This window comes from Amycolatopsis sp. M39 (assembly GCF_001651785.1).
Taxonomy (GTDB): domain Bacteria; phylum Actinomycetota; class Actinomycetes; order Mycobacteriales; family Pseudonocardiaceae; genus Amycolatopsis; species Amycolatopsis rubida.
Map to the genome: position 1 here is coordinate 678,553 of NZ_LWSF01000004.1, position 23,188 is coordinate 701,740.

Genomic DNA, 23,188 nt, shown 5'->3' on the forward strand with positions numbered 1-23,188 from the left:
CTCCTCGGCAGCGCGGCAACGGGCGGTCCGGAGTCTCCCTCCCCGATCCCTGGCCGCCCAGCCCCTCTTCCACTCAGCGGAAAAGTTCCTCAGCCTTGCAATGCCCGCGTGACCCCCAGCGCGGCCATCCGCACCACCGGCACGAGCGGAGACAGATTCGGCGTGCAACTGGGCACCACCACGGAAATCGCCGCCACGACCTGATCGCCGGGCCCGCGCACCGGAGCCGCGACCGACGACGCGCCCTCGGTCATCTCGTTGCGGGAGATGCAGAACCCTTGCAGCCGGACCTCCGCCAGCACCTGCCGCAGCCGCGCCGGATCCGTGATCGTCCCGCTGGCCCTGCGCTCCAGCCCGCCGGACAGAATCTTCTCAAGGCATTCCGGCGGCGCGTGCGCGAGCAGCACCTTGCCCGGTCCCGCCGCGTGCAGCGGAAGCCGCAGTCCGACCCGCGAGGTCACCACGACATCCGGATGCGCCTCAAGCTTTTCCAGATACAGCGCCCGGTCCCCGTCCAGCACGACCAGGTGGACGACCTCGTGCGTCACCTGCAGCAGATCCTGCAGAAACGGCAACGCGACGTCCCGCAGCTCGCGCCCGCCCGGCGCCTGCGCCCCGAGCTGCCACAGCCGGAGCCCGATCCGGTACCGGCCTCTGCCGGTGCGCTCCAACGCGCCCCAGCCGGTCAGTTCGGCCAGCAGCCGATGCACCGTGGCAGGCGCGAGCCCGGTCGCCCGGGTGATCTCGCCGTGAGTCTGCTCGGGCCGGCCGGACAGGAAGGAATCCAGCACCGCGAACGCGCGGCTCAGGACCGTGCGCCCGGGTTCGGCGGCGTTGCCGGCGATCGCGTGCCTCCGGGGCTGCGGTGGAACAGGACGGGGACTGGCCGCCCATCATCCGCCAGTCCCGCGAACACGGCAACCCGCCCTCCCCCCGACCGTCCACACTGGACGATCACCCACCGCCCCGCCCCCGCCCGAGGTCCGTGAGGGCCACCCTCATTGACTCTGATTCCCTCAGTTCCCCTCACGACCCTCGACCGGTCCGCCGCAGCCCGCGATACGCCCCAATGTCGCATCGGGGCACCACCCGCACCCCGCGAATCCCCACCGCCACCAGCACGCTCCGCGCACGAGAACCCCCGCACACCCACCGCAGCCAACGCACCCACCCATCGAGGCGCCCAGCCCTCCCCCAACCCCGATACGAAGCCTCCCTGCGGTTCGGGGGTGCTTGTCAAGGCATCTTTCCCGCCTTGACAAGCACCCCCGNACCCCCGAACCGTCAGCACACTCAAGCTTCGGGGTGCCCCACGCAACCACCCGGGCGCAATGTCGCCCCCAGGCGACGAGCCACCCCTCACCCCCCAAACGTCCGAACCGCCGGACGCACATCCAGCGCGTCCCGATTGAACGTCACCTCCACCCCCCGCCCCCGCACCCGGGACGCCCCCTGATCAAGCTTCCACCCATCCACCCGAACCCCGACCCGCGGATGCCGCCGAACCTGCCCCTCGTCCAGCCGAACCCGGACACTCGTCCCTTCCCCGCCGACCAGATTCAGATAATTGTCACTGAACGTCGCGGGAAGAACCCGCTCCCCCGTCCGCACGTCATACACCTGCAAGTGCAGCATCAACGCCACGGACTCGCCGATATTCCGCACGTCCACCGCCACCTCGGCCCCGTCCCGCCCCCGCGAAACTCCGGCGATCACCGAAACGGCCGCCCCGGGCATCCCGTCCAAACCGGAGAACCCAGCCTCCCGGCCAGGACTCTCCACCCAGTAAAAACTCCGCACCACCTCCGAGCCACGCGAATCCCTGAGCACCAGCCGGACAAAAGCGATCTCCGACGGCGCGCCACCGACCTGCGAAGCGACACTCCCGGCCACAGCACGATCAGAACCGGGCACTCCGCCCACCCGCATCGAGGCACTGGCGAATTCCGCACCGTCCAGCCCGTAGAACGCGGCTTCAACGCTCCCCCGCACCATCGCCCGCGAATGATTCGCCACAATCACCTCGAAACTCCGCGCATCCAGCACCACATTCACCCGCCGGCAAGCATGCTGAACCGCGTAGAACGACGAATGCGCCTCCAAATCATGGCTGTACATCTGCCACACAAAACTAGGCTGCGCGGGATTGGTCATCCACATGATGACCCCCGTGCGCGGATAAGGCCCCGCACTCCGCATATGAGCCGCCGGAGCCTCGTAAATCGCCCTGATGCACTCGTAATTCATCAACTGCGACTTACGTGCGAAATCCGCGAGATTCCGCACCTCGCCGTACCGCTCGCCCGTCAGCCGAAGATACCCCGCACCACCCCCGTTGCCGCCGTTGCCGTTCACGTCCCGATCAGCCCAGAAATCATCCGGCCGCTCCCACGAAGCCTCCGGAAGCATCTTCCGCATGAACTCCAGCGTAGGAATCGAATAGGATCCGACCTCGTTATGGAACGGCGGCCACTGCGTACCGTCATTCAGAGAGAAATGCTGAGCGGGCGGCACCCAGTGATACGGCCCGCCGGACCGGTACCCGTCGACCGGATTCGCCCCGGTGTCCCCGGCGGAACTGGTCAGCACCACCCGCTGCGGATCCAGTTCGGCGACCAGCGCGTCCAGCCCGTCGATCAACGGCTGCGGCGGCGGCCCCTCGTTCCCGCCGCACCACAGCAAGATCGACGGATGATTGCGGAACCGCACGATGCAATCGCGGATGTTGGCGAGATCCCGCGCGATGTTCTCCGCGGGCGGTCCTTCGGTCGAGCAGAAGAAGTCCTGCCAGACCAGGATGCCGTACTCGTCGCAGGCGGCGAAGAAGTCCTCGGTACTGCTCTGCCCGTTCCAATTGCGGATCACATTGAGATTGGCGTCCCGGTGCAACCGGACCTGCGCCCGCAACCGCTCCCGGGGAATCCGCTTCAGCGCCTCGTCCAGCCCCCAGTTCCCGCCCATCACCAGAATCGGCTGATTGTTGACGGTAATGGCCAGGCACTGGCTCACCGCCCCGGACGGCGACCGCATCGGCGTCGTGTACTCGATCCGCCGGATCCCGAAGTCCACCGTCCGCTCGTCGTGGACCTGGCCGCCGGTCCCGGCCCCGACAGCCAGCCGATACCGGTACGGCTCCCCATACCCGTTGGGCCACCACAGCTTCGGCCGGTCCACCCGCAGACAGGCGATCTCCTTCGACGTCAACTTCACCGACGACACCCCAGCGGGAACACCGACCGTCCGCCGGAACGGCCGCCCGTCGAGGGACCCCGTCACCACGACGGATTCCGCGGCAGCACTGTCCAGGGCGAGCGTGACCGAGACCTCGGCGGTCCGCAAATCCTGCGACAGCGTCGAAGTGACCTGCACGTCAGCCACCCGGACCGGCCCCGTGGTACGCCAGGTGACCGGCTGCCAGATCCCCAGATCCCGGTCCGGAACGGTAGGCAGCCAGTCCCACCCAGCGGTGCAGAAGAACGTCGGCCCGTTCTTCAGCGTGATCCCGGTCGGACCGCCGTTGCGCCCGCCCCGCGTCACCCCGCTGGCGTAACTCGGCAACGCGGGCGGATCGGTGTAATCGAGTTTCCCGACCAGCACCGCCAGCCAAGCCACCCCGTCCGCCTTGGCCACGATGTCGGTGACCTCGAAGACCGCGCGCTTGAACGCGCCCTCGACCGTGCCGGCCCTGGTCCCGTTGAGCCACACGGTCCCGAGGTAGTTGATCCCGTCGAACTGCAGCCAGAACCGCTGCCCCGGAACCAGCCTCGGCACCCGGAACGCGACCCGGTACCAGTAGCCGGTGTCCTTGAGGCTGTCCGGAACGGTGTCCGTCACGATGTGGCCGTACAACGGATCGGGATACTCGCCGTTGGCGATCATGCTCGTCAGCGGCGTCCCCGGGACCACGGCGGGCTTGAGCCCAGCGACGTTCTCCGCGCTGGCCAGCACACTCCCGTCCGCAGCCGTGCCGTCGGCCGCGACAAAGGTCCAGCCGCTGCCGATCTCGCCGCCGCCGACCTGAGTCGGACGTGCGCCGGGGGCTGCCTCGGCGGTGCCGGAAACCCCGAACGCACCGAGCACACCACCGCCCGCGACCGCAATACCGCCGGACAGAAACCGCCTGCGATTCACCTGGGTCACGTCGCCCCCCATAGCCTCTGACATCGTTGTCAACTGAGCCTGAACCCTATTATTCGGCCGCCCGCGGTCCCGATGTCAAGCGGCGTCCGGAGGTTTCCGCGCCCCCGCAAGGTTTCTGTCGGGCGGACAACCGGCGTCCGGCTCCCCGGGGCGATCACTCGCTGCGCCATCGGAAGGAATCTTTACAAACTGAGCGGGAACTCGGCGCGCCTCTGGCGACCGGCCGCCTTTGCGCGTTGAGGGTCACGGCGGTCGGGGCGGGAAGACTGCCCCGCTCACCGGTGCGCCACCCGAGGAAAGCGAGTTNAGCGAGTTCCCCATGCCCGAACCCGTCGAGATGTGGACCGCGCCCGGCTTCGTCGAGTACGAAACGCCGAGGAATGACCCGCCGGACCGGGCCGGTCCGCCGCGGTCCCGTCCGTTCCCGAAAACGGTATCGCTGAGCGAGAATCCCGGAGTACGCGACTGTCCACTGTACACCCGATGAGCCGGGTGGAATTCACCAGGGCCTCGCGCACCGGCATGGGGGCAGCCATCCGTTCCACCAGAGACGTCCCTGCTCACCGACGCCGATGGACCACACCCTCGGCCTGCTCATGCTCCGCGAGGCGACGGCGCTCACCGTCCACGCCCCGGCTGCCGCTCTGCACGCGCTGACCGACCACTTCCCCGCCCGCTCCATCATCGGCGAGTACCACGGCTGGACCTGGCACCCCTCCACCGAAACCACTCTCGACGGCCTGGTGATCACTTCCCTCCCCATCCACGACCCCCGGCGGCACGCTCGCCTAGGCGCCTGCCTGCGCACCTGGCCGCCCGCCTTCGACGAGTTCGCGGGCGGCGCGAGCCTCGTCCTGCTGGACGGCACCTTCTACCACGGCAGCGAATTCACGACCGCGACCGGCAGGCGATGGGCCACACGCCGATCACCACGACGCTGCCGACACTCACCAACCACCCAGGCACCACCCGCTGGGCCCACACACACCTGAACAACACGAACCCCGTCATGGACCCCACTGGCCCGGAACACGCCGCAGCGCTGCAGGCCGGAGCGGAACTGCCGCCGCTCGGAACGGAATTCGCCCTCCAACCCGAGACCGCACGCTCCGCGTGCGAGCCGTGAGGGGAACCCTGGGGGAATCTGATTCCCCCAGGGTTCCCCTCACGGCTGTTCGGGTTCGGCCATGGCGACCGGCGGCACCGCCTGCAACGTTCCGGCAGGCAGCCGGTCCGCGCCCCAGCTCCGCTCGAGGTAGCCGATGATCCGCGCGACGTCCTCGGCGGGCACCTTCTCCGGCTCGCCGTGCTCGTTCGGGTCGACGTGGAAGATGTAGAGCCGGGACGCGAACTGGTCGAACGGCAGCGAGGCCTCGCCGAACCGCTCGCCGTTGCCCGCGGTGGAGACCACGACGCCGTCGCCCCAGTCCTGGCCGCTGTCGTTGTTCGGGTTGTAGAAGTACACCCGCATGACGTCGTCGGGATCCGGGGCGGTGCGCAGGATCGTGATCGCGTGCCAGCCGACGTAGCGGGCGGCGCTGTCGGTGACCGCGATCCCGGCCGGCTGCGGGTGGATCAGCGGCTGCTCGCCGTTGTAGGACGGGTGGTAGCTCGCGTGGAACTGCCGCAGGAAATCGTCGAGGTCGATCAGCTTCCCGGTGGCGACGTCCACGTTGATCCGGAAACCCCGCGAGGCCCACCAGCCGTGGAACTCGGGGTTGACCCAGCGGTGCGGGTCGCCCGGCCGGTCGGCGCAGCGGCGGCCCATCTCGGCGTAGATCCGGTCGAGATGGGGCACGACGAGCGACGACACCGGGTCCAGGTCGACGGGCAACTGGGCGGACAGCCCGGCGCCGACCTCCTTCGACGAGACCGGCTGTCCTTCGAAGTGCATGACGACCTCGTCGTCGCGGGCCGCCCAGACCACGACCTGCAGCAGGTAGTCCGGGTCGTTGTAGGCCCACATCGACAGCGCCCGCGCCGACTGGCAGGTCGGGTTGTCGCCCTGCCCGACGCCGAGCGGCTGGCCCAGCATCGACAGCACGCCCGCGAGCAGCCGCGCCTCGGGCCGCGGCTGGTCGCCGAACACGAGCGCGAGCCGTTCCCGGGAGGCGGTGGACAGCTCCAGCGCCAGCTGCCGCCACAGCGCGGGCACGACCGGCGGTTCGTACAGGATGCCGCGGTCGAGCAGCAGCGCCAGCCCGTAGACGCACTGCGCGGTCTGCGGATGCACGGCCTCTTCGATCAGCCGGTGGACCAGGTCGTGGTAGCGCATGAGGCAGTTCCGGCCCACGTCGGACAGGCCGAGCGCCTCGCCGAGGAGGTAGTCGCTCTCGTGCGCGAGGTACCGCAGCAATTCGGCGTGGTACGGCGACACCAGGCCGGTGTCGTGCATGGCCCGGGCGAACCCGGCCGCCTCGTACTGCAGGCTCGCCGGGTCCATCGCCTCGAGCCGGGCCCGGAAGACGTCGACGCCCGGGTCCTCGCGGCAGGCCTCGGTGGTCCCGAACAGGCTGGTGATCAGCCGGTCCAGCCCCTGCACCGACGAACCGCCCAGGTCGACGTCCGGGTCGCCGCGGTAGATCGAGATCCGGGTGATCAGCGATTTGACCTGGTCGACCTGGATCGGGCGCTGGCGCAGGATCCGCCAGATCTCCTCGACCACCTTGTCCAGGATGCTGTCGTAGCCGATCTGGTCGGCGAGGTACCGCAGGAGGTCCCGGATCAGCTGCGCGGTGCGGCCCTGCCTCGTCCGCTCGGCCTCGCTGGGCGGCGTGAACAGCAGCTCCAGGTTCGCCCCGAGCACCTGCGACAGGAACTCGCGGGCGTCCTCGGCGGGCAGCGTCGGATGCTCGTAGTCGCCGCACGCGACCGCGAGCATCCGCAGTTCGCTGGTCGCCTCGATCACCACGGTGTCGGAGTTCCCGCTGTGCAGACCGGGGCCGACCAGCGCGGGGATCAGGATCTCCGGGGAGTCCCAGTCGGTGCCCTGGAAGACCCCGGCCTCCTCCAGCGCCCGCGCCCTGGCCCGGACCGCGGCCGCGCCGTCCGGCTGGAGCAGCACCCGCCGCAGTGCCTCCAGCACCCGCCGCAGCTTCGCGTGCTTGCCGAAGTCGCGGGCTTCGGCCATGGCCCGGACGGCATCGTCTAGCGAGGCCACGCGTTTGGCCAGCGTCGTGGTCGCGCCTGTGACGTCGGCGTTCGGCTGCAAGTGCGTCCTTCGGTCGGGGTGGCGGACACGTCCGTGCTCAGACGTAGAAATCCAGTTGTTCCTGTTCCTTCAGCAGGTCACGCATCCGGTAGGGGTCGTCCCCGAAGAAGTACAGCAGACCCCAGTGCGTGCCGAACGCGGTCCTCTTCGTCACCGTCTCTTCCAGCGGCGCGCTCAGGTCGTGTGACTCGTAGTAGTCGTCGTCCTCGGTCTGCTGCGGGATCTGAAGTTCGCTGACCACCCGGCGTCGAGGATAGACGCCGAAGCAGCCGGCGACCCCGTTCGCGTCCACGACCTCCCTCGGGAAGAACGCGTCGATCTCCTCCTCGGTCGTCTTCGGGTCGAAGGACAGCACCAGCGCCTGGTAGGCGTTGAAGCCGTAGGCCCGTTCGAGCAGTTCGAAGACCTTGAAGCCCGGCGGGCGGTAGGCGACCTCGCCGAAGTACATCTCGCCGTCGCTGGTGACGAAGTACTCCGGGTGCACGAAGCCGAACTCGATGTCGAAGGTCTTGACGAGCTTTTCGATCTGCGCGGTGATCTGCGGCCGGTACCGCTCCAGTTCGGGGGTGGCCGGGACGAACACCGAGTACCCGAGCGTGACGTACTCCGAGATGTTCAGGAACTTGACCTTGCCGCCGTGGATCCACGCCTCGACGGCGAACTCCCAGCCGTCGAGATGCGATTCCATCAGGACCGGGAACTCCTCGTCCGGGATCGAGTCGATCTCGTCCGGGGTGCGGATGACGCGGTGGCCGAGGCAGCCGGCCTTGTCGAACGCCTTGAGGTGGATGGGATCGTTCGGGTCGCCGTCGAGCTTGAGCAGCGTCTGGTTGACCCGCTTGAGGAACCGGACGACGTCGTCGCGGTCGTGCGCCTCCTCGAAGATCCCGACCCGGATGCCGCCGAGCTGCGCGCGCCGCTTCATCAGCGCCTTGTCCCGCAGCAGCATCGCCTGGCCGAACAGGCGCGGGTTGTCCATCAGCACCGAGTTGATCGCCCCGGCCCACTCGACGGTCTCCTCGAACAGCGGGATGGCGACGTCGACGCCTTCCTCGTGCAGCATCTCGGCGATCTCCATCGACCGGTCGTTGAGCCGCTCGAAGTTCCACGACACGTAAGGGATGTCGTGCTCGACGCAGTACTTCTCCGCCCAATCCGGGGCGACCACGACGTAGCGCCGGTCGAACCGGTCGAGCGCCTCGACCGCGTTGAGCGACCAGCCGAGCAGCGCTACGTATCCCTTGTCCGGATCCTTCGCGACCGGCTCGGACTGTGGCATAGGGCGTTCCTCCGTTCAGCACGTGCGGCTCGCCACGGCGCGGCGGCCACAGCCGTGCCGAGGTCATATACCCGAAACCGGCGAAATGAAACGGATCCGTGCCCTCCGATGAGGTTTGACGAGCGGAAACCGTTGCGCCGTCGGAGATTCCGGGTTACTCGGATCCGGCCGCCCGGCCGATCAGCGCGCACGCCATGGCGAACGCCCCCGGCAGATCGTGCCCCATCCCCGCCACCACGTCGTCCAGCCCGCGCAACCCCGCCCGTTCCAGCAGGGTTTTCTCGTTCGTCACCCACTCCCCCCGCGCGGCCAGCACCGCGTGCCCGGCCTGCATCGCCGCCACCCCGGCCGAAGCCGCGCTCTCCGCGACCCGCCCGTGCCGCACATACGCCGACTTCGCGTAGTGCATCGTCCGCGCCGCCGAAGAGCGCCAGAACCTGGGCGCGTTCTCCCGCAACAGCTCCGGATACTCCGGCCGCGGCAGCTCCCCGCGCAGCACCCGGTTCACCGCCAGCTCCGCCACCACCAGGTAGCTCGGGATCCCGGCCAGGTGGAACGCCAGCGGCTCCCAATGGAACCGGCCCTTCTCCGCCTCGGCCAGCTCGTGCTCGACCACGTCCAGATCCCGGTAGTGCACGTCCACCGGCTGTCCCTCGACGGTCAGCCACGCACCTCCGTTGAAGACCCCGCCGCCCCACTCCCCCAGCCCGGAGACCTCGCCCGGCAGGTTGAGCGCGCGCAGGTCGTCCGGGTCGAACGCGCCGCGGTAGTACACCGCGTAGTCCCAGTCGCTGTCCGGACGGTGGGTGCCGCGCGCCCGCGAACCGCCCAGCGCCACCGCCTCGACTCCCGGCAAACCGGACAGCAGCTCGGCGACGTGCCCGGCGAACGTTTCCTCGTCGTTTTCCCGCATCAGGAGAACATGCCATGAATCTCTGCCAAGATCGCCAGTATTTCGCCGGTTGTCCAGCCGACCTGGGGGTCCGAATGCACCGATTCCGCACCATCGCGCTCGCTGCCGCTGCCGTCACCGCGCTCGGCGTCGCGCCCGCGAACGCCGCGCAGCCCTTCTCCGGCACCGTCTTCGCCGCGACGCACAACAGTTACTCCGGCAACGTCGACGGAGCGAAGGGGTCCATCCCCTACCAGCTCGACCACGGTGTCCGGTTCATCGAATTCGACATCCACGACAACGGTTACGCCACCCGCCACGACTACGGAATCGGCCACAGCTCGCCCGGCGACCTGGTCGACCACGCGGGCAACCCCGCGTCCGACAGCCTCCGCGACTGGCTCGCCGCGGTGAACACCTGGTCGGCCGCGCACCCGGACGCGGCGCCGATCGTCGTCATGCTCGATCTGAAGGACGACCTCGCCGACAACGACTCGTTCGCCGCCGGAAACCTGGCCGCGGTCAACGCCGAGCTGAGCGCCGCGTTCGGGCCGCGGCTGCTCTCCCCCGCCGCCTACCGCACCGGCGCGACCACGGATTCCCTGCGCGGCAAGGTCCTCCCGCTGCTGTCGGGCGACGGCGGCACACGCGCCGCGTACCGCCGGGACGTCGGGTACCACCCGGCGGTCGCGGTCAACAGCCGCGGCCAGGTCGTGGAGGTGCACGACTCCGGCGGCGGCGCGCTCTGGTACTGGACCGGGCAGCTCGGTGCCGACGGACGCGTCGCCTGGCAGCGCCACGGCCGTTACGACAGCGGCCAGACCCCGGCGGTCGCGCTCGACGACTCCGGCCGGATCGTCGAGGTGCACCAGTCGCCGAGCGCCGCCACGCTCTGGTACCGCACCGGACAGTGGGGCGCGGACGGCGAAATCGCCTGGTCGGCAAGCCATCAGTACGACAACGGCGTGCTGCCGACGGTCGCGTTCACCAGTTCCGGGCTCCGCGAAATCCACCGCAGCCAGTCGAGCGACCAGAACTGGCAGTGGCGCGGCACGCTCTCCGGCGAGGCAGTGACCTGGACCGGAAACGCGAAGACGTCCGATCCGCGTTACGACAAGGCAAACGCGGGGCGAATCTCCGTCGCCACCGGCGCCGACGGGTCCACGCCGGTGCAAACCCTGCGGTACTCCACGGATCTCGTCACCGGCGGCCGCGTGCAGTACCAGCAGGTCGCGTTCGACGAATACCAGCAGGGCGATCCGGCTGAACTGAAGGACGGGCTGTTCTACGGTGCTCCGGCGAAGGATTCAGCGTTTTTGGTCGCTGCGCGCAAGAGCGGACACGTGGTCCGCGGCTGGGACTTCGACAACGCCGGGCTGGCCACCGATCCGCTGGTCAACTACCCGGCGACCAACCATCCCTACGACGACTGGTACCGGCAGCTCACCACGGACGCCGCGCGCTAGGTCCGGCGGCGGCTCACCGGATGCTGTCGCTCATCCGGTCCACCGCGTCTTTGGCTTCCTTCAAACCGGCCGCGGTGACTTCCCGGTAGCGTTTGACCGCGGCGATCTTCTTGCCCTGCCGCAGCAACGGCTCCAGTTCCGCGACGAGAGCGCCGTCCGGCTCCCGGACGCCGAGATGGCCGAGCACCAGATCCAGCTTGCGCTCCACCCGGCCCAGCCTGCGCTCGAGCGATCGGGTGCTCGAACCCCAGCCGGTGCTCATCAGGATTCCCAGGAGCAGCAGCGCGACGATCACCCACAACAGTTCGATGTTCACCCGTCCAGCCTAGGCATCGGGGCGGTGCCGCGGGATCCACGGGGCCAGGCCGGAAAAAGGGCCCGCGCCCTCCCACCCCGACGGGGAGAGCGCGGGCCTCGCCCGCAGGCTGGAGGGTCGGTGTTCCTCCCAAGAACACCGGCCCCTCCGGCCCGTGGGCGCCTCAGGCGGTCCGCCGCCTGAGCCGAGCCGCCCCGACGGCTACGACCGGCATCGCCGCTTCCCGCAGCGCCGCCCGTTCGACCGGCCGCCGGACCGTCCCGTTCGGACTCCGCAGGCAATACCGCTCCACGGATTCCATCAGCACGGCGGCGACCATCACGACCAAGGGCGTAGCCAGCGCGAACCACATGTGGCCTTTGGTACCCAGCCGCCCGGAAAACCAATCGCCCGGTTTCCCGGCGGGTGGCCGGTAGACTGGCGGCGTGCGCACGCGACCGACGCTGACCTGGGCCGGACCCGGCGAACCGCTGCCGCGCACCGGCACGGTCTCCGACGTGGCCGAGATCGTCGCCGGGCGGCGGGTGCTCGTGCTCAGCGGCGCGGGCCTCTCCACCGAATCCGGCATACCCGATTACCGAGGCGAAACCGGCAGCCTCCGCGCCCGCCAGCCCATGACGTACGGCGAATTCGTCGCCAGCGAGGCGGGCCGCCAGCGCTACTGGGCCCGCAGCCACCTCGGCTGGCGCACCATCGCGCGGGCCGCGCCGAACGACGGGCACCGCGCCGTTTCCGCGCTGCGCGCGGGCGGCTGGGTCTCCGGCGTGATCACCCAGAACGTCGACGGCCTGCACCGCGCGGCCGGCACTCCCGGCGTGGTCGAACTGCACGGCAACCTCGACCGCGTCGTCTGCCTCGGCTGCCGCCGCACCACCGCGCGCGAGGACCTCGACGCCCGGCTGCGCGCGGCCAACCCGGATTTCGCCGCCGTGGCAACGCGGATCAACCCGGACGGCGACGTCGAACTGGCCGGGGACGTCGTGCGGACCTTCCGCACCGTGCCCTGCACGAGCTGCTCCGGCGTGCTGAAACCGGATGTGGTGTTCTTCGGCGAGAACGTGCCGCGCTCCCGCGTGCAGCGGTGCTACCGGATGGTCGACGAGGCTTCCGCGGTGCTGGTGCTGGGATCTTCGCTCACCGTCATGTCCGGCCTGCGGTTCGTCCGGCGGGCCGCGAAATCCGGCAAGCCCGTGGCGATCGTCAACCGCGGCCAGACCCGCGGCGACGAGCACGCGGCCGTCCGCGCCGACCTGCCGCTCGGCCCCGCGCTCACCGAACTGCTGGCTGTGCTGGAAAACGCGTTGCTCAGCCCGAGCACCGCCGGATAGGCTGCGGGCACTCCGATGGAACGGTCCCCGGAAACACGCCGCAGAGCGGACCGGCCAGCCTGACGACATCCAGGCCCAGGAGCGGGCGGCAACCCCGTAGTTGCCGACCCCTTTTCCCGGAGGTTCTCCGATGTCCATCGGCATTGGCCTGCCCATCAGCGACCCCGCCGCCCTGCTCGGCTGGGCACGGCGCGCGGACGCCGGCCCGTTCAGCACGCTCGGGCTGCTCGACCGCCTCGTCTACGACAATCCCGAACCGCTCACCGCGCTCGCCGTCCTGGCCGGCGCGACCACCCGCGTCCGGCTGCAGACCGAGGTCCTGCTCGCTCCGCTGCGCGAGACCGCGCTGCTCGCCAAGCAGGCCGCCACCCTCGACCGGATGAGCGGCGGCCGGTTCGTGCTCGGCGTCGGCGTCGGCGGCCGCGAGGACGACCACCACGTCGCCGGAACCCCGCTGCGCGAGCGCGGCCGCCGTCTCGACCAGCAGCTCGCCGACCTGTGCCGGCTCTGGTCCGGCGAGCCCTACAGCGCCGAAGCCGGTCCGATCGGCCCGGCGCCGGCCCGCGAAGGCGGTCCGGAGCTGCTGATCGGCGCGTTCAAACCCAAGGCGCTGGCCCGCGTCGCCCGCTGGGGCGACGGGCTGCTCGCCGCCGCTCCCCCGTCCTGGGTCGGCGGGCTGTTCGACACCGTGCGCCGCGACTGGCGGGAACACGGCCGCAAGGGCGAGCCGCGGCTCGTCGCGCAGGTGAACGTCGCGCTCGGCCCGGATTCCGTCGCGCACGAAGCGAAAGCGGCCATGCGCGCGTACTACGCGTTCACCGATATGGCGGAGCACATGGTGCGCGGAATGCTCACCACGCCCGGCGACATCCGCGCCGCGATTCGCGCGTACCGCGATCTCGGCGCGGACGAGGTGATGCTCTACTGCTGGGGCAGCGATCCCGGGCAGGTCGACCGGCTCGCCGACCTCTGCTGATTCAGCTGACCTCTGCTGAACAACGCTGGAAGTAAGCTCTCGCTCATGCAGTCCTCGACGCTTTCCGGCGGATCTTCCGCGCCCCGTCCCGGAACCGCCCGCCGGCGAGGATGACGGGCGAGCCTTCCGAGCGGGTCCGCTGGCTCGCCGCGCAGCCCCGCCGAGGTTTCCTGCTCGGCGCCGGCGCGGTGCTCGCCGGTTCGGGCGCGCTCGCGGCCGCGCTTTCCCGTCCCGCGCCCCCGGCGGCGCGGGACGGGTTCGGCGCGGACTGGCTTTTCGGGCCGTTCGTCCCGGGCAGCACCGATCCGGACTTCGACGACAGCGGGATGGCGCTGGTCTCGGTGCCGCACTGCGTCGTCCCGCTGTCCTGGCGGGACTGGGACCCGTCGGACTGGCAGCGCGTCTGGGTGTACCGGCAGCACTTCCTCGCGCCCGCGCAGCTGCGCCGGAACCGGGCGTTCCTCCAGTTCGACGGGGTGCTCAGCGCCGCGACCGTGTATCTCAACGGCCGCCGCGTCGCCCTGCGCAGCGGCGGTTACCTGCCGCTGCGCTGCGAGGTCACCGGTCTGCTGACCGGCAAGGACAACGTGCTCGCGGTGGTCGTCGACGGCCGCTGGCAGCAGAACACGCCGCCGGACCTGCCGGAATTCCCCAACCCGACGGCCATCGACTTCTACCAGCCCGCCGGGATGTACCGCGAAGTCCGGCTGACTGGCGTGCCCCAGACGTATCTGTCCGATGTGTACGCGCAGCAGATCGCCGTGCTGACGCCGAACCGCGAGGTGCTGCTGCATTGCACAGTGGACTCGGCGAAGGCCGTGAAAGGCCCTGTTCGGCTCACCGCCACGCTCAGCCAGCACGATGCGGAGGTCGCGTCCTCCTCCACCGATCTCACCGGCCTGCCGAAGGGCGGCACCCAGGCCACGGTGTCGTTGCAGGGCCTCGACACGGTGCAGCTGTGGGACCTGGACGACCCGGCCTTGTGCGACATCCTAGTCACCCTCGCGGTCGACGGCCGCAAAGTGCACACCTACCCGCTGCGCACCGGACTGCGCGACGCCCAGTTCACTGTGGACGGTTTCCGGCTGAACGGGCGGCCGCTCAAGCTGTTCGGGCTCAACCGCCACCAGTGGTACCCGTTCGTCGGCGGCGCGATGCCGGACCGGGTGCAGCGCCGGGACGCTCAGCTGCTGAAAGAAGAGCTGAACTGCACGATGGTGCGCTGCTCGCACTATCCGCAGGCGACGGCGTTCCTCGACGCCTGCGACGAACTCGGCGTCCTGGTGTGGGAGGAGCTGCCGGGCTGGGACCACGTCGGCGACACCGCGTGGCAGGAGCTGGCGGTGCGAGACGTGCACGACATGATCGTGCGCGACCGCAACCATCCGTCGATCGTCGTGTGGGGCACCCGGGTGAACGAGACGCTCGGCCAATACACGCTGTACGGGCGAACCGACCAGCTCGCCGAGGAACTCGACCCGATGCGGCCGTGCACCGGCGCCGTCGCGGGCGAACGCGGTTACGTTTCCCCGCTGTACCCGGTGAAAGCGGGCGGCGGAGTGTTCTCGTTCAACGACTACAGCCGCCCGCGTCCGCCCGGCTCGCCGCCTCCGCTGCGCCCGCCGCGGCGCGGAGTTCCGTACCTGGTCAGCGAAGCGATCGGCACGCTTGTCGGCTCCCCGTATTTCCGGCGGACGGATTCCCTAGCGGTGCAGCGGGAACAGAGCATGCTGCACGCCTGGGTGCACGACCGCGCCGCGTCCGATCCGCGCTACAGCGGCCTGCTCGGCTGGTGCGGTTTCGACTATCCCTCCGGCTGGTATCACCACTATCGCGGCGTGAAATACCCCGGCGTGATGGATTTCTTCCGCATCCCCAAACTGGGCGCGGCGTTCTACCGGGCGCAGCGCGATCCGTCCCGCGGCGCGGTGATCGAACCGGCTTTCTACTGGGATTTCGGCCCCGGCTCCCCGCCGGGCGGGCCGGGTCGCGACGCGATCATCTGGTCGAACTGCGAGGTGCTGGTGGTGACTGTCGCGGGCAAGCACCCGGTCACCGTGCGCCCTGATCGCGCACGGTTTCCGCACCTGGCGTATCCGCCGTTCCCGGTGGATCTGCGGGTGAACGGCCGAGCGCGCCCGGAGCTGAGCATCGAAGGCCGGATCGGCGGGCAAACCGTGCTGCGCAGGCGATTCAGCGCGGATCCGGCCTACGACACGATCGCGGTGACCGCCGACGACGACCAGATCATCGCCGACGGCGCGGACACCACCCGGGTCGCGCTGCGCTTGCTCGACCGGTACGGCGCTCCGCGGCCGCATGCCCGCGGGGTGCTGGCCGTCTCGGCGAAGGGGCCCGGCGTGCTGATCGGCGATCCCTACCTGGATTTCGGCGCGCTCGGCGGCGCGGCCGCGGTGTGGGTCCGCTCGATGCGCGGCGCTCCCGGCACGATCACCGTGAGTGCCACGCATCCGTTCGTCAACACCGGAACCGCCACGATCGAGTCCTCGTGAGTGCCGCGCCGGTTCTCCCCGGCAACGCCGCTCACGACCCCCTCACCACACGACCGGCACCCGCGACACCCCGCCCGTCAGCCGATTCGCCCGCACTTCCAGCTCGTCGGCGGGCACGGCCAGCCGGAGGTCCGGGAAGCGGCGGAACAACGTCGTGAACACCACGCGCAGCTCCGTCCGCGCCAGGCTGGCTCCGATGCAGAAGTAGCCGCCGTAGCCGAAAGCGAGGTGGGAGTTGGGTTTGCGGTCCGCGTCGAACTCGTGCGCGCCGGCGAACACCGACGGATCGCGGTTGGCCGAGGCGGTCGAGATCATCACCGCGTCGCCGCGCGGGATCCGGACGCCGCCGATCTCCACGTCCTCGTGCGCGTACCGGAGCAGCCCGAGCCCGCCGGGCGCGGACATCCGCAGGATCTCCTCGACAGCGGCGTGCACGCGCCCTTCCGGGTCGGCGGCCAGCGCGTCGCGGCGGGCGAGGTCGGCGAGCAGGAACAGCACGCCGAGGTCGATCCGGTTCGACGTGGTCTCGTGGCCGGCGAACAGCAGTCCGGCGGCGAGCCTGCCGAGGTCGTCGTCGGTGAAGGTCGGGTCCTCGGCCTGCGCGGCGACCAGGTCCGAGACCACGTCCTGGCCCGGGGTCGCGCGTTTCGCGTCGGCGAGGCCGGACATGTAGGCGGTGAACTCGGTCATCGCCACCTCGGCGTCGCCGCCGCTGTCGAGCACGCCGATGCGGTCGGAAAGGCCGCGGAACTTCTCGCGGTCCTCGTACGGGACGCCGAGGAGTTCGCAGATCACCAGCACGGGCAGGGGAAACGACAGGTGCTCGTGCAGATTCGCCGGCGAGCCCGCGGCTTCCATCCCGTCGAGGCACCGGTCGGCGAGTTCCTGGATCCGGCTGCCGAGGCGGCGCATCCGGTTCGCCGAGAACGCCGGGACCAGCAGGCGGCGCAGCCGGGCGTGCTCCTGCTGCTCGGTCTCGAAATCGCCCTGCGGCCCGTTCAGCACCGCGGCGTCGGAGACCGTCGAGGCGTCCTCGGGGTGCGGATGGGAACGGCCGAACCGGGTGTCCGCGAACACCTCCCGCGCCTGCTCGTGCGCGGTGACGAGCCAGGCCGGGTCGCCCGCCGGGGTCGTCACCGGGACGATCGGGCCTTCGCGGCGCAGCACTTCGTACAGCGGCGCGATGTCCAGCACGTTCGGCCTCGCGAACGGCAGCTGGGTGGGGGTCGGCATTCCGGGTCCTCCTCGGGTCAGCCCGCCCGCGTGCGCAACGACGCGAGCCAGTCCTGTTCGTTCTCCGCGCGGCGCTGGACCTCGGCCAGCACGAGCCTGCTCCACGGGTCGGCCTGCCCGGCGCCGAGCTTGGCCAGCCGGTCCCGCTGCGCCGCGACGGCGGTCTGGCGGGCGTCCAGCACGCGCAGCCGTTCCTCCGGGGTGAGCCTGCCGAACCCCGCCAGCCGCGCCAGGAACTCGGCCGGATCCCCGGCCAGTTCCGGCGGCAGGTCGGCGAGCAGATCGTGCAGCAGCTCCCGCCCGACGTCGGTGATCGTGTACACGTGCCGCGGCGGGCGGCCTTCCTGCGGCTCGGCGGTCCGGGTCACCGCGCCCGCCTCGGCGAACCGCCGCAGCGCCGGGTAGAGCGAGTTGTTCGACAGCGCGCGGCCGCTGGACTCCTCGACCTGCTTGCGCAGCTCGTAGCCGTGCCACGGCCGCTCGGCGAGCTTGGCGAGCAGGAGCACGTCGGTCCACACATAGGTCACCGTAACCTAGGGTCCGGTGAGGGGGCAACGTCCGGACGGCGGATGCCGGGAAAAGATCTCGGGCCCGTTTTTGTCGGTCCCTCCCGATACGGTTCCGTTCGACCGATCCGGAGGGGGTTCCCGCATGACCGGCCACGTTCGCTACGGCCTCTACCTGCCGCCGTTCGGCCCGTTCGGCGATCCAGCCGCCCTGGCCGACCTGGCAGTCCGAGCCGAAGCCGCCGGCTGGGACGGCGTGTTCCTGTGGGACCACGTGGTGCCCGCGATGCCGCCGATCGCCGACACCTGGACCACGCTGGCCGCCATCGCACAGGCGACCAGCACGGTGCTGCTGGGCCCGATGGTCACGCCGCCGAGCCGCCGCCGTCCGTGGCTCCTGGCCCGGCAAGCCGCGACGCTCTCCCGCCTGTCCCGCGGCCGGTTGATCCTGGGAACCGGCATCGGCTCCGACGAAACCGGCGATTTCAGCCGGTTCGGCGATCCGTCCTCGCCTGCCGAACTGTCGTCGCGGACCGACGAGGCGCTGGAGATCGTCCGCGCGATGTGGGCCGGGGAGGCGGTGCGGCACGAGGGGCCGCACTATCGGGTGAGCCTGGACGCGGCCGGCCCGGAGCCGTATCCCCTTCCGGTGTGGACGGCCAGCACGACCCGGCATGAACGGGTTCTCCGGCGGGCCGCGGCGAGCGACGGGATTTTCCCGCTGCCCGGGCCTCGGCCGTTGCCGCCCGCGGAGCTGGCCAGCCTGGTTGCTCGCGTGCGGCCGCCGGATCGCCCGTACGAGGTCGCGGTGTCGGGCAACGCGAGCCCGGCGTGGGACGACCCGGGCACGGTGGATCTCGCGGCGCTCGCCGAGGCGGGGATGACGTGGTGGATGGAATCGCTGATCCACTTCGATCCGCTGGACCTTTCGCTGACGGTCGTGGACGCCGGACCGCCTCGGATCGGGGGCTAGCCGCCTCGTCGGGGGGTGGTTGCAGCAGAGTCCGTGTTGTCCGGGACGCCTGCGTAGGCCGCCTCGGATCGAGGCACAGCCGAACCCAGCGGGAGGAGATTGCTTGCGCGGCAGGGTTCCCGCTGCCGGGGACGACTGCGCGAGCCGCACGCCGAGGCGTAGCCGAGCCAGGAGGGGGCTTGCGCACGACGGCAGGACCCACGCAGCCCGAGCACGACTGTCGGATCGAGGCGCGGCCGAGCTAGCTGGCAGTTTGCGTGCGGCGGCGGAATCCCCGCTGGCCGGAACACCTCCGCAGGCCACCGCGAATCGAGGCGCGGCCGAGCCAGCTGGCAGTTTGCGCACGACGGCAGAATCCCCGCTGGCCCGAACACCTCCGCGGACCGCCGCCGATCGAGGCATGACCGACTCATGGGGGCAGCTTGCGTGCGGCGGCAGAGTCCCCGCTGGCCCGAACACCTCCGCAGGCCACCGCGAATCGAGGCATGACCGAGTCATGGTGGGGGCATTGCGTGCCCGGCATCCTCCACCCTGCCGGAGACAACTTGCCCAGACCCCGCCGGGTCGAGGCATCGCCGACCCGGCGGCGGCTTGTGCGCAACAGCAGCATCGCCGCCGGTCCACAGCTGCCGGATCGAGGCGTGGCCGGGCCGACCGGGCTGGCGCGCGGCAGGCGAATCCGTGCCGCCTGGGAATGCCCGGGCCCGCCGCGCCAGTTCGGGGCCACCGAGCCATTCGGCACCACCGCGCCAGCGGGGCCACCGAGCCAGCGGGGACGCGGCAGCGGGGACGCGGCAGCGGTCGCCACCCTGCCGAGGCGCAACTCCACCTGCCCCACCGGATCAGGGCAGGTCCGAGTCCGGCAGCGAGAGTCCTCGCCTGCGGCAACGAAATCCGCTCACCCCGCCGTCACGCGCACCCGAACTCCGCCACCGCCAGCGGGAAACTCTCCCTCGGCCACCGGATTGTCTTTCCCGCCACCGTTTCCGGCGCGCGCGGCGGCGATCTCCCCGCGGTCGCCTGATCGTTCAACAACCACCCGGTCGCCGTTCGTCCCCCTTCGGCGGCTTCCCTGGGCGGCTCGGGAGAGCTACGGTGGAGAGCGGTTGAGCCTCCAGCCACCGTGTGATTCGTCCCGCGCGCCGGGATGCCCGGTGCCCGGCCGGGCCGGCATTCCGCCGCAGCCCTGTGCGCGGCTCAGAGAAAGTGCCGTGATGACCGCCCCGCACAGTGCCCGACTGCCCGCACTGCCGTCGCCGGACCCGGCGGGGATGCTCCGGCTGCGCGTCCGCCACCCCGCCCCGGGCACCGCCGTCGTCGAGGTCTCCGGGGAGGTCGACCTGGCCACCGCGCCCCGGCTGGCCGAGGTCGTCGAGGCGCGGCTGCGCAGCACCGTCAGCCTGGTGATCGTCGACCTGCGCCGGACGACCTTCCTCGGCGTCGCGGGGCTGCGCGTCCTGATCCGGTTGAAGCTGCTGGCCGCCGGAGCGGACACGGATTTCTACGTCGACCCGGGCGCCGCGCCCGCGATCCGGCGGCTGTTCTCGCTCTTCCCCCTGGACTGCGTACGGTCCGGCGCCGCCGAGGGGCTCACCGAGATCCCGCTGCCCCGGCCCGCGGAACAGGCTTGATCCTCCACTGAGGACACTGAGAACGCTGCGACCGGAAAGCGAACCGGCACGAGGCTCACGCGTCCGGGTCGCGGAAATCCTCCGGGCTCACGTCGTCCAGCAGATCCCGGAACCGGCGGATCTCGTCCTCGGCCGCCTCGGCCGGTTCCTCCAGGTCGGCAGCGGCGTCGAGAGCGGTTTCGTCGCCCGCCGCCACCGTCACGTCGACCGCCGCCTCGTCGAGCACCGCCTCCGCGACTTCCAGCGGGGCCTGCGTGCGCAGCCCGATCGCGATCGCGTCGCTCGGGCGGGCCGACACGCGCTCGCCGCCGGACAGGACGAGGTCCGCGTGGAAGATGCTGTCCAGCAGCTGGGTGATCTCGACCCGTTCCACGCGCTGGCCCAGCGCCGCCAGCACCTCGATGATCAGCTCGACCGTCCCCGGCCGCGCGGACACGACGTGTTCCTGCGCGGCGGCCAGTTCCTGCGCCTCCGGCGCGCCGATGGTGATGGCGAGCCACCGGCGCGAGCCGGACTCCTCGCGCAGCAGCACGACCGGCGCCGACTCCTGCGCCACCACGGCCAGCCCCTGCACTCGCACCTGCACCATGGGGGTCACCCCGCTTCCGAAAAGGTTCTCCCTGCTGACTACCCAACCTCCGGCGATTTGTCACGCGAAATCGCCGCCCGCCGCCCGCCGGATTCACCCGGGATGCCGCCGCGAACCGGCCCGGGCCCGCGGTAAACGTGCCGCTGCGCACAAACCGGGATCCCGGCCGCACGTGTCGATCGGGCCCCGCCTGGGTATGCGGGAGCCATGAACGACGAGGGCCCCGGCAGCCGCGCCAGCGGCGGCATGCCAGCCGTGGACCGTTCGCTCGACGAGGTGATCGAGCTGCGGCTTCCGGCGGAGACTTACCAGATCCCGCTTGTCCGCATGCTCGCGCAGGCTGTCGCCGCGCGGGCCGATTACGGGCTCGACGCGATCGCCGACGCCAAGATGGCCGTCGACGAGGCGTGCGCCCAGGTCGTCTCGACGGCCGCCCCCGGGGCGGCGATGACCTGCCAGTTCACCGTCTCGCCCGAGGGGATCCGGTTCACCGTCAAAACCCGCACCGGGCAGCCGGAACCGCCGAGCGAGCGAAGTTTCGGCTGGCACGTGCTGACCACGCTGGCCGCGAACGTGTCCGCGCGCAGCGTGCCGGACCCCGCCGAAGACGGGTACGCGCTGACCCTCGACCTCGACCTGCACCGGGAGGCGAGCGGGTGAACCAGCAGCCCGTCACCCGCCACCGTGACGAATACGCGCACACCGCGCCGCTGTTCGAAGAGCTCGCCGCGCTGCCCGCAGGCGACGGGCAGCGGCCACGGCTGCGCGAACAGCTCGTCACCGAATTCCTGCCGGTCGCCGAGCACATCGCGACCCGGTTCACCGGACGCGGCGAACCCCGCGAGGACCTCGTCCAGGTCGCCCGGATCGGCCTGATCAACGCGATCGACCGGTTCACCCCCGACCGCGGCCCGGACTTCCTGTCCTTCGCCGTGCCCACGATCATGGGCGAGATCCGCCGGTACTTCCGCGACACCGGCTGGTCGGTCCGCGTGCCGCGGCGGCTCAAGGAACTGCATCTCGCGCTCAGCCGCGGTTCGGCCACCCTGTCGCAGACGCTCGGCCGCGCGCCGACGCCCACCGAGCTCGCCGAGCACCTCGGGCTCGAACTCTCCGAGGTCCACGAAGGGCTGGTCGCGGGCCACGCGTACCAGACCTTGTCGGTGGACAAGCCGGTGCACGACGACGCCGAACCGCTGCTGCTCGCCGACACGCTCGGCAGCGACGACCCGGAGATCAAGCACATCGAGAACCACGAGGCCCTGCAGCCACTGCTGCGCGAACTGCCCAAACGGGAGCGCGCGATCCTGGTGATGCGGTTCTTCGGCGGTCTCACCCAGACCCAGATCGCCGAGCAGGTCGGCATCTCGCAGATGCACGTGTCCCGGCTGCTGTCGCAGACCCTCGAACAACTGCGCGGCAAACTCACCGGCGACCCCTGAGCAGGCCCGCGACGGGGGTCGCCCGACCGGGCTCGATCCCGTTGTCGCACCCCGCGGATCTGCGACGATTCGGGCCCGTCCATCAGCTGAGGAGGGCCCGATGGCCTCGAAACTCAACCCGTACATCAGCTTCGCGGGCAACGCCCGGGAGGCGATGGAGTACTACCACGACCTGTTCGGCGGGGACCTCGCGCTGAACACCTACGGGGAGGCAGGCGCACCCGCGGAGGCAGGCAACGCGGACAACGTCATGCACGCGATGCTGGAGGGCGAGAACGGCTTCACGCTCATGGCCTCCGACGTGCCGCCCGGCATGGAGCACAACCCGGGCACGACCATCTCGGTCAGCCTCAGCGGCGACGACGGCGACCTGCTGCGCCGCTGCTGGGAAAAGCTGTCCGACGGCGGAACGGTGGCGGTTCCGCTGGAAAAGCAGATGTGGGGCGACGAATTCGGCGCCTGCACCGACCGGTTCGGCGTCTCCTGGATGGTCAACATCGGCCGGCCCGGCTGAGCCGGTCCGTCAGCGGTCCACCTCGACCTCGGCCCCCACCGGCAGCCGGTCGAACACCAGCGCCGAATCCTCCTCGGTCAGGTGGATGCAGCCGTGCGACGGACGGTCGAGCGGCCCGGCGTGGAACGCGATGCCGCCCGGGGCGAAGAACACCGAGTTCGGCATCTCGTCGCCGTACT

General features: G+C 70.6%; 21 protein-coding genes. 10 read left to right on the forward strand and 11 right to left on the reverse strand.

Annotation, left to right across the window (positions count from 1 at the left end; genetic code table 11):
- Positions 1–89: 89 nt before the first annotated feature.
- Positions 90–791, reverse strand: a complete 702-nt coding sequence (locus A4R44_RS13745; protein ID WP_232791589.1) for an IclR family transcriptional regulator — start codon at positions 789–791, stop codon at positions 90–92.
- A 568-nt stretch (positions 792–1,359) separates the two neighbouring features.
- Positions 1,360–4,140, reverse strand: a complete 2,781-nt coding sequence (locus tag A4R44_RS13750; protein ID WP_067580209.1) for a glycoside hydrolase family 2 TIM barrel-domain containing protein — start codon at positions 4,138–4,140, stop codon at positions 1,360–1,362.
- Positions 4,141–4,712: 572 nt separating this feature from the next.
- Here A4R44_RS13750 and A4R44_RS13755 point away from each other — a divergent pair.
- Positions 4,713–5,132 (forward strand): hypothetical protein, encoded by a 420-nt coding sequence (locus A4R44_RS13755; RefSeq protein ID WP_067579825.1) that lies wholly within the window; start codon positions 4,713–4,715, stop codon positions 5,130–5,132.
- A gap of 173 nt (positions 5,133–5,305) precedes the next feature.
- Here the strand turns inward: A4R44_RS13755 and A4R44_RS13760 are convergent, their stop codons facing one another.
- From A4R44_RS13760 to A4R44_RS13770, 3 genes are all read right to left on the reverse strand, one after another.
- Positions 5,306–7,351, reverse strand: coding sequence for a hypothetical protein (locus A4R44_RS13760; RefSeq protein ID WP_067579827.1), 2,046 nt, complete (start codon positions 7,349–7,351; stop codon positions 5,306–5,308).
- Between the two features lie 37 nt (positions 7,352–7,388).
- Positions 7,389–8,630, reverse strand: a complete 1,242-nt coding sequence (locus tag A4R44_RS13765) for an acetyl-CoA carboxylase biotin carboxylase subunit family protein (protein WP_067579830.1) — start codon at positions 8,628–8,630, stop codon at positions 7,389–7,391.
- A gap of 154 nt (positions 8,631–8,784) precedes the next feature.
- Positions 8,785–9,543, reverse strand: coding sequence for a nucleotidyltransferase domain-containing protein (locus tag A4R44_RS13770; RefSeq protein ID WP_067579832.1), 759 nt, complete (start codon positions 9,541–9,543; stop codon positions 8,785–8,787).
- A gap of 74 nt (positions 9,544–9,617) precedes the next feature.
- On the opposite strand from A4R44_RS13770, the gene A4R44_RS13775 reads away from it, so the two are divergent.
- Complete coding sequence (locus tag A4R44_RS13775) at positions 9,618–10,988, forward strand: hypothetical protein (RefSeq protein ID WP_067579834.1); 1,371 nt, start codon at positions 9,618–9,620, stop codon at positions 10,986–10,988.
- 13 nt (positions 10,989–11,001) lie between these two features.
- Here A4R44_RS13775 and A4R44_RS13780 read toward each other — a convergent pair whose 3' ends face one another.
- Positions 11,002–11,304 carry a ribosomal protein L7/L12 gene (locus tag A4R44_RS13780; RefSeq protein ID WP_198545269.1) on the reverse strand — a complete coding sequence of 101 codons (303 nt, stop codon included), beginning with the start codon at positions 11,302–11,304 and terminating at the stop codon, positions 11,002–11,004.
- Positions 11,305–11,467: 163 nt separating this feature from the next.
- The gene (locus tag A4R44_RS13785) at positions 11,468–11,737 is read right to left on the reverse strand and encodes a hypothetical protein (RefSeq protein ID WP_232791590.1); all 270 of its coding nucleotides are present in this window, start codon (positions 11,735–11,737) and stop codon (positions 11,468–11,470) included.
- Here A4R44_RS13785 and A4R44_RS13790 point away from each other — a divergent pair.
- The 3 genes from A4R44_RS13790 to A4R44_RS13800 all read left to right on the forward strand — a co-directional run bounded on the left by A4R44_RS13790 (position 11,730) and on the right by A4R44_RS13800 (position 16,121).
- Positions 11,730–12,632 carry an NAD-dependent protein deacetylase gene (locus A4R44_RS13790; protein WP_067579839.1) on the forward strand — a complete coding sequence of 301 codons (903 nt, stop codon included), beginning with the start codon at positions 11,730–11,732 and terminating at the stop codon, positions 12,630–12,632. The genes A4R44_RS13785 and A4R44_RS13790 overlap by 8 nt on opposite strands.
- 130 nt (positions 12,633–12,762) lie before the next feature.
- The gene (locus tag A4R44_RS13795; protein WP_067579841.1) at positions 12,763–13,608 is read left to right on the forward strand and encodes an LLM class flavin-dependent oxidoreductase; all 846 of its coding nucleotides are present in this window, start codon (positions 12,763–12,765) and stop codon (positions 13,606–13,608) included.
- 110 nt (positions 13,609–13,718) lie between these two features.
- On the forward strand, positions 13,719–16,121 hold the full coding sequence (locus A4R44_RS13800; protein ID WP_067579843.1) for a glycoside hydrolase family 2 protein: 2,403 nt from the start codon (positions 13,719–13,721) through the stop codon (positions 16,119–16,121).
- A gap of 42 nt (positions 16,122–16,163) precedes the next feature.
- On the opposite strand, the gene A4R44_RS13805 is transcribed toward A4R44_RS13800, so the two are convergent.
- Positions 16,164–17,354, reverse strand: coding sequence for a cytochrome P450 (locus A4R44_RS13805; protein WP_067579845.1), 1,191 nt, complete (start codon positions 17,352–17,354; stop codon positions 16,164–16,166).
- A 17-nt stretch (positions 17,355–17,371) separates the two neighbouring features.
- Positions 17,372–17,881 (reverse strand): PadR family transcriptional regulator, encoded by a 510-nt coding sequence (locus A4R44_RS13810; protein WP_093575184.1) that lies wholly within the window; start codon positions 17,879–17,881, stop codon positions 17,372–17,374.
- Positions 17,882–18,005: 124 nt separating this feature from the next.
- Between A4R44_RS13810 and A4R44_RS13815 the strand changes: the two genes are divergently transcribed.
- Both A4R44_RS13815 and A4R44_RS13820 read left to right on the forward strand, forming a co-directional pair.
- Positions 18,006–18,833 (forward strand): LLM class flavin-dependent oxidoreductase, encoded by an 828-nt coding sequence (locus tag A4R44_RS13815; protein ID WP_067579847.1) that lies wholly within the window; start codon positions 18,006–18,008, stop codon positions 18,831–18,833.
- 1,214 nt (positions 18,834–20,047) lie between these two features.
- The gene (locus tag A4R44_RS13820) at positions 20,048–20,464 is read left to right on the forward strand and encodes an STAS domain-containing protein (protein ID WP_232791591.1); all 417 of its coding nucleotides are present in this window, start codon (positions 20,048–20,050) and stop codon (positions 20,462–20,464) included.
- 55 nt (positions 20,465–20,519) lie between these two features.
- On the opposite strand, the gene A4R44_RS13825 is transcribed toward A4R44_RS13820, so the two are convergent.
- A complete protein-coding gene (locus A4R44_RS13825) occupies positions 20,520–21,053 on the reverse strand; it encodes a bifunctional nuclease family protein (RefSeq protein WP_067579851.1) in 534 nt (177 codons plus the stop codon).
- Between the two features lie 207 nt (positions 21,054–21,260).
- Between A4R44_RS13825 and A4R44_RS13830 the strand changes: the two genes are divergently transcribed.
- From A4R44_RS13830 to A4R44_RS13840, 3 genes are all read left to right on the forward strand, one after another.
- Positions 21,261–21,713, forward strand: a complete 453-nt coding sequence (locus tag A4R44_RS13830) for an ATP-binding protein (RefSeq protein WP_198545270.1) — start codon at positions 21,261–21,263, stop codon at positions 21,711–21,713.
- The gene (locus tag A4R44_RS13835) at positions 21,710–22,495 is read left to right on the forward strand and encodes a SigB/SigF/SigG family RNA polymerase sigma factor (RefSeq protein WP_067579853.1); all 786 of its coding nucleotides are present in this window, start codon (positions 21,710–21,712) and stop codon (positions 22,493–22,495) included. The genes A4R44_RS13830 and A4R44_RS13835 overlap by 4 nt, the downstream gene beginning before the upstream one ends.
- 100 nt (positions 22,496–22,595) lie before the next feature.
- Entirely contained in the window at positions 22,596–23,009 is a 414-nt protein-coding gene (locus A4R44_RS13840) for a VOC family protein (RefSeq protein WP_067579855.1), read from the forward strand.
- A 9-nt stretch (positions 23,010–23,018) separates the two neighbouring features.
- Here A4R44_RS13840 and A4R44_RS45570 read toward each other — a convergent pair whose 3' ends face one another.
- On the reverse strand, positions 23,019–23,174 hold the full coding sequence (locus A4R44_RS45570; protein WP_232791603.1) for a L,D-transpeptidase: 156 nt from the start codon (positions 23,172–23,174) through the stop codon (positions 23,019–23,021).
- Positions 23,175–23,188: the final 14 nt, after the last annotated feature.